The organism is Enterobacteriaceae endosymbiont of Donacia piscatrix (assembly GCF_012569525.1).
Taxonomy (GTDB): Bacteria; Pseudomonadota; Gammaproteobacteria; order Enterobacterales; family Enterobacteriaceae.
Map to the genome: position 1 here is coordinate 252,438 of NZ_CP046200.1, position 6,913 is coordinate 259,350.

Below are 6,913 nucleotides of genomic sequence, written 5' to 3' on the forward strand. Positions count from 1 at the left end.
TATGCTTTTTATGGGTATAGAAACGTCATGTGACGATACATCAGTTTCTATTTATGATAATAAAAAAGGAATATTATGTAATAACATTTATACACAAAAAATTCATTCTAAATATGGGGGTGTAGTACCTGAATTAGCTGCTAGAAATCACTTAAAAAAAATTATTCCATTAATAAAAAAATCTTTGTTAAAAATTAATAAAAATTTACATGACATTGATGCTATAGCTTATACTGCTGGTCCAGGACAAATAAATTCTTTAATAATAGGAGCTACTGTTTCACATACTTTAGCATTTGCATTAAATATTCCTATTATTCCAGTTAATCATATGGAAGGTCATTTATTTTCAATAATGCTACAAAAAAAAAAACCATATTTTCCTTTTATCGGTTTATTAATTTCTGGGGGACATACACAATTAATATATGTACATAAATTCGGAAAATATAAAATTTTAGGAAAACATATAGATGATGCTGTAGGTGAAACTTTAGATAAAGTATCTAAATTATTAGGATTAGATTATCCAGGAGGTAAAAATTTATTTAAATTATCACAGTATGGTATACCAAAAAAATTTATTTTTCCTAGACCTATGATATCTAAAAAAAATGATTTAAATTTTAGTTTTTCAGGATTAAAAACTTTTGTACAAAATTTTATAAAAAAACAGGATTTAAATAATTTTCAAGTTAAAGCTAATATTGCATGTGCATTTGAAGATGCTATTATAGATACTCTTTATATAAAGAGTTTATGGGCTTTAAAAAAATATCATATAAATCAATTAGTTATTGCTGGAGGAGTTAGTGCAAATAAAAAATTAAGAAAAATTTTTTATCGAAATTTTCAAAAAAATAATATTAAATTATTTTATAGTAATAAAAAATTATGTACAGATAATGCAGGAATGATTGCTTATATTGGATCAAAAAAAGTTTTTTTTAGAAAAAAATATATATTAAATAATATAATTATTAATTCAAGACTATCTTTGGAGGATGATTTTTTATCGTAAAATTTTAATATTTGAGGTTATTATGATAACATTAAATTATTTTTCTATTATAATATTAAGTATAATACAAAGCTTAACTGAATTTTTACCAATATCTTCAAGTGCTCATGTAATTATTTTTTCTAAAATATTAAATATTATTAATAATAAAAATTTACAAATTTTTGAAATTACTATACAACTAGGTTCAACATTTGCAATTATAATTATTTTTTGGAAAAAAATTATTCAAATAATATTAAATACAATTTATCATAAAATTTATGATAAAAAAAAAATTAATATATTTAAAATAATAATATCTACGTTACCAGTAATTTTTATAGGATTAATTTTTTCTGATAAAATCATAGCAATTAATAATATTTTATACATTATATATGGATTATTTTTAGGAGGATTATTATTATTATTTTCTGAGATATATAAACCTAAAATACATAATATTAAAAATTTAAATTATATTTCATATAATTTAAATTTTATAATTGGATGCTTTCAATGTTTAGCTTTATTACCTGGTGTTTCTAGATTAGGATCAACATTATCTATAAGCCTATTATTAGGAATAAAACGTTCTATTGCTATTGATTTTTGTTTTATTTTATCTATACCTGTAATTTTTGGAGCTAATTTATTAACATTATATAATAATTATTCAATCATAAATTTTAATGATTACAAAATATTATTTATAGGATTTTTTATTTCATTTATAATTAGTTTATTTTTAATAAAAAAATTTATTTATTTAATAAATAATATTTCTTTAATATGGTTTAGTATATATCGTATATTTTTAATACTAATCTTAATATTAATATATTAATTATTATATTAAAATTAATTAATATTTAGATTTTAAAAAACATTTTAATAATTTTAATCTTTTATTTTGAATTGTTTTATTTATATCGATCCCTTTTAAATTAATATTATTAATTATATTTTTAATATTTAATTTAGAAATAAATTTATACATATTAATGAAATATTTACCTTGTTTATATTCTATTAACTCTAAAGTTAATCTACCTCTTGCATCAGCTTCACTTATTAATGCAATTTGTTTCACTCTTTCTGGTTTACGCCAAGCATCAATAATATTATATATATTTAATATATCTTCTGGTTTTTGATTATATATATCATGAATAATATCATGAATTTTAGCTGCTAATATAGCCAATTTTTTAATATTATTAGGTATTTTAAGTCTTTTACATAATTTTTTAATTAATGGTATTCCAGCAATACCATGTCCTGGATGTCTAGGTAATAATTCTTTAGGAGTTAATCCTTTACCTATATCATGACATAATGCTGCAAATCTTGTTGATGCATTTTTTGTAAGTTGAGAAATAATTTTTAATGTAAGCATTGTATGTATTCCAGTATCGATTTCTGGATGCCATTTTAATGGTGCAGGTATACCATATAATTTATTTATTTCTGGTAAAATAATAGATAAAGCATTACATTCTTTTAATATTTTAAAATATATTTGAGGATGTTTAGATTGAAGTGCATTATATGTTTCTTTCCAAATTCTTTCAGGTTTTAAATATGATAATTCCCCAGAATTACTCATAATTTTCATTAATTTTAATGTTTTATCATGAATTTTAAAATTTAAATAATTTAATTTAGCGGCAAATCGAGCTACTCTTAGAACTCTTAAAGGATCTTCTTTAAATGAAGAAGAAACATGTTTTAATATACGATTTTTTATATCTTGTAATCCATTATATGGATCATAAAAATTTCCTAAATTATCTTGCGCAATAGCATTAATAGTAAGATCTCTACGTAATAAATCTTCTTTTAAAGAAATGGTAGGAGTTGCATGATATTTAAATCCTTTATAACCATGTCCATACTTATGTTCAGTTCTAGCTAATGCATATTCTTCATGTGTTTTAGGATGTAAAAAAACAGGAAAATCTTTACCAACTAATTTAAAACCTAATTTAAGCATTGATTTTATATCAGATCCTACAACAACCCAATCTTTATCTTTTACATTTATTTTTAATAAATAATCACGTACAGCTCCACCAACTAAGTATATTTTCAATTTATTACTCCTAAAATTTTTTTTAAAATATAAAAAATTATTATTTATTATAATAAATTTTTTTTTAAACTTTATTAAAATAATTTTATTATTAAAAATAATAAAATATTAATTTTTTAATTTTAATTTCTTTTATAAAGAAAATAATTTAAATTAAAAATTAATATATAATATCATTAAATTATAATTTGAATATTATTTTATGAATTTACTTAATATAGAATTTGGTAACATTGAAACACGTGTTAAAAATGCTATTAATTCCTTAAAAAAAGGGAAAGGAATTTTAATTTTAGACGATAAAAAAAGAGAAAATGAAAGTGATATTGTTTTTTCAGCAGAAAAAATTTCTATAGATAGTATTGCATTTTCTATTAGAAATGGCAGTGGTATTATTTGTTTATGTATTACAGATTTTTTACGTAAAAAATTAAAATTACCTATGATGGTAAAAAAAAATACTAATTTTTATAAAACAGGATTTACTGTTAGTATTGAAGCTGCTAAAGGAATTTCTACTGGAGTATCTGCAAAAGATAGATTTACAACTATAAAAACTGCTATTGCTGATCATGTAGTTCCTACAGATCTACATAAACCAGGACATGTTTTTCCACTAAGAGCTGTAGATGGAGGTCTTTCTAAAAGACAAGGACATACTGAAGCAACAATAGATTTATTGAAAATTGCAAAAATGAAACCTGTTGGTGTATTATGTGAATTAACTAATAAAAATGGAACTATGGCAAATAAATTTGATACTATATCTTTTGCAAAAAAAAATAAAATGATAGTAATTACAATTAATGATATAAAAAAATTTTCTATTGAAAATAGATATTTATAATTGAAATTTATCAATAATAAAACTATCTTTATCGGCGAGAGAGGATTTGAACCTCCGACCCACTGGTCCCAAACCAGTTGCGCTACCAAACTGCGCTACTCGCCGGTAAAAATTTTGGGTGGTTAATGGGAATTGAACCCATGACACCCGGAACCACAATCCAGTGCTCTACCAACTGAGCTATAACCACCACATTAATTGTAAATATGAGAAATTAATAACTTAGTTATTATTTGATAGTGATCAAATTAAGAATTTCTATTTTTAGAAAATAAAACCTTATTTAACTAAATTATAGATATTATCTGTATAATATTACAAATTCATTTCTTAAATGTCTAGTTTTTTTATAAAAATTTTTTAAATCATATATTTAAATAAATATTAATTTATATTAAAAATTTTTATTTAAAAAAATTTTAATAAAAAATATTAATATAATTAATTAAGATCTTTTCATCATATTAAAAAAATCATAATTAGTTTTTGTCATTGACAATTTATTTATTAAAAATTCCATTGCATCTATTTCATTCATAGGATGAATTATCTTTCTTAAAATCCACATTCTTTGTAATTCTTCAGAAGAACTTAATAATTCTTCTTTTCTTGTTCCAGATCTATTATAATCTATAGCAGGAAAAACTCTTTTTTCTGCTATTTTACGTGATAGATGTAATTCCATATTACCAGTTCCTTTAAATTCTTCATAAATAACATCATCCATTTTTGATCCTGTATCAATTAATGCTGTTGCTATAATTGTTAAACTTCCTCCTTCTTCAACATTTCTTGCAGCTCCAAAAAAACGTTTAGGACGATGTAATGCATTTGCATCAACTCCTCCAGTTAAAACTTTACCAGATGCGGGTGCAACAGTATTATATGCTCTTGCTAAACGAGTCATAGAATCTAATAAAATAATAACATCTTTTTTATGTTCTACTAATCTTTTTGCTTTTTCAATAACCATTTCAGAAACTTGAACATGTCTAGAAGGTGGTTCGTCAAAAGTTGATGCTATTACTTCACCTTTTACTAATCGTTGCATTTCAGTTACTTCTTCTGGACGTTCATCAATAAGTAAAACTATCAATACACAATCAGGATGATTATATGCAATACTTTGTGCAATATTTTGCAATAACATAGTTTTTCCGGCTTTTGGGGGGGCTACTATTAATCCTCTTTGTCCTCTTCCTATAGGCGAAGCTAAATCTAACACACGAGCAGTTAAATCTTCTGTAGAACCATTACCTCTTTCCATACTTAATCTAGAATTTGCATGTAATGGTGTTAAATTTTCAAATAAAATTTTACTTCTAGCATTTTCAGGTTTATCAAAATTTACTTGATTAACTTTTAATAATGCAAAATATCTTTCTCCTTCTTTAGGAGGACGAATTTTCCCAGAAATAGTATCTCCTGTACGTAAATTAAAACGTCTAATTTGGCTTGGAGATACATATATATCATCAGGACCTGCTAAATAAGAACTGTCAGAAGAACGTAAAAATCCAAATCCATCTTGTAATATTTCTAATATTCCATCACCAAAAATATCTTCACCACTTTTGGAATGTTGTTTTAATATAGTAAAAATAATATCTTGTTTACGCATTCTAGCTAAATTTTCTAGATGAATATTTTCACCTAAATCTATTAGATCAGATATAGGTTTATTTTTTAATTCGGTAAGATTCATAATGGTGAGGTCTTAACTTTAGTAATTCTTAAATATTTTTTATAAAATTAATTTATAAAATACTTATACTAATAATTTTAAATTAAACAAACATTACGACAACAATATATATTTTTTAAAACTTTATTTTATTATTTATTAATAAAATATTCATAATAATATTTATCTCCTTTAAAATTTTAAACTTCATTTAAAATATTATTTTAAATTTTTATCTAAAAAATTTTTTAATTGTATTTTAGTTATAGAACCAATTATTTTATCAATAACATTCCCATTTTTAAATAATAAAATTGTAGGTATACTACGAATATTATATTTTTCTGTTATATTTTTATAGTTTTCAATATTTAATTTAGTAAAAATAATATTTTTATATTCAAGTGATACACTTTCTAAAATTTTAGAAAAAATTTTACATGGATTACACCATTCAGCCCAGAAATCAACTAAAACTAAATTATTTTTTTTTATTTCTTCTTGAAAATTTTTATCGTTTAAATTTATTATAATATTAGTCTTATATTGCATAAATTTGAGATTCCTATATAAATAAGTATTATTTTTAATAATTCTAATAAATTTGATAAAAAAATTATTTAAATGCAACTTAATTTTTACTATTATATATTAAATATATTTATATTACAAGAAAATAAATAGTGTTTAAAATTAACAAGAATATATACAAAAATAAGTAATATCATTATTATATAATCGATAGTTTGTAAAAATTTAATAATTTGTATCAATTAAAATATAATTGTTAAATTTTAATTTAAATTAAAGTATTACTTAATAAATTTATGGAAAATAAATGAAAAAAAATAATAATTTTTTGTCATCTTTAAATATTTTATCTATTGCTGGAGTAGCTCCATATAAATTAAAACCTAATGAAAAATATATGAATAAAAAACAATTGTTACATTTTAAAAAAATATTAGAATCATGGAAAAATAAAATAAATAAAAAAATTAATAGTACAATTACTTATATTAAAGATGAAACATATAATTTTCCTGATCCAATAGATAGAGCTACGCAAGAAGAAGAATTTAATTTAGAATTACGTAATAGGGATAGAGAAAGAAAATTAATAAAAAAAATTGAAATGACATTAAAAAAATTTAATACTAAAAATTTTGGTTATTGTGATTGTTGTGAAATTGAAATCGGATTAAAAAGATTAGAAGCACAACCTATCGCAAATTTATGTATTGATTGTAAAACTTTAGCAGAAATACGTGCTAAACAAATTGC

7 protein-coding genes and 2 tRNA genes are annotated in these 6,913 nt (G+C 21.6%); 4 read left to right on the forward strand and 5 right to left on the reverse strand.

The window, feature by feature from the left end; genetic code table 11:
• Position 1: 1 nt before the first annotated feature.
• Together tsaD and uppP are read left to right on the forward strand one after the other, a co-directional pair.
• Positions 2-1,021 carry a tRNA (adenosine(37)-N6)-threonylcarbamoyltransferase complex transferase subunit TsaD gene (gene tsaD, locus GJT96_RS01195; protein WP_169780412.1) on the forward strand — a complete coding sequence of 340 codons (1,020 nt, stop codon included), beginning with the start codon at positions 2-4 and terminating at the stop codon, positions 1,019-1,021.
• Positions 1,005-1,850: an undecaprenyl-diphosphatase UppP gene (gene uppP / locus GJT96_RS01200; RefSeq protein WP_169780413.1), complete on the forward strand. Its 846-nt coding sequence runs from the start codon at positions 1,005-1,007 to the stop codon at positions 1,848-1,850. Before tsaD ends, uppP begins: the two co-directional genes overlap by 17 nt.
• Positions 1,851-1,868: 18 nt before the next feature.
• On the opposite strand, the gene GJT96_RS01205 is transcribed toward uppP, so the two are convergent.
• Complete coding sequence (locus GJT96_RS01205; RefSeq protein ID WP_169780414.1) at positions 1,869-3,098, reverse strand: multifunctional CCA addition/repair protein; 1,230 nt, start codon at positions 3,096-3,098, stop codon at positions 1,869-1,871.
• A gap of 202 nt (positions 3,099-3,300) precedes the next feature.
• Here GJT96_RS01205 and ribB point away from each other — a divergent pair, with 202 nt between their 5' ends.
• Positions 3,301-3,945 (forward strand): 3,4-dihydroxy-2-butanone-4-phosphate synthase, encoded by a 645-nt coding sequence (ribB, locus tag GJT96_RS01210; RefSeq protein WP_169780415.1) that lies wholly within the window; start codon positions 3,301-3,303, stop codon positions 3,943-3,945.
• Between the two features lie 31 nt (positions 3,946-3,976).
• On the opposite strand, the gene GJT96_RS01215 is transcribed toward ribB, so the two are convergent.
• The 4 genes from GJT96_RS01215 to trxA form a co-directional block, all read right to left on the reverse strand.
• A tRNA-Pro gene (locus GJT96_RS01215) sits at positions 3,977-4,050 on the reverse strand.
• Between the two features lie 12 nt (positions 4,051-4,062).
• Positions 4,063-4,135: transfer RNA gene (locus GJT96_RS01220), tRNA-His, on the reverse strand.
• A 255-nt stretch (positions 4,136-4,390) separates the two neighbouring features.
• On the reverse strand, positions 4,391-5,650 hold the full coding sequence (gene rho, locus GJT96_RS01225) for a transcription termination factor Rho (protein ID WP_169780416.1): 1,260 nt from the start codon (positions 5,648-5,650) through the stop codon (positions 4,391-4,393).
• Positions 5,651-5,848: 198 nt separating this feature from the next.
• Positions 5,849-6,181, reverse strand: coding sequence for a thioredoxin (gene trxA / locus GJT96_RS01230; protein WP_169780417.1), 333 nt, complete (start codon positions 6,179-6,181; stop codon positions 5,849-5,851).
• Positions 6,182-6,467: 286 nt separating this feature from the next.
• Here trxA and dksA point away from each other — a divergent pair.
• On the forward strand, positions 6,468-6,913 hold a 446-nt coding region (gene dksA, locus GJT96_RS01235; protein WP_169780594.1), incomplete at its 3' end, for an RNA polymerase-binding protein DksA.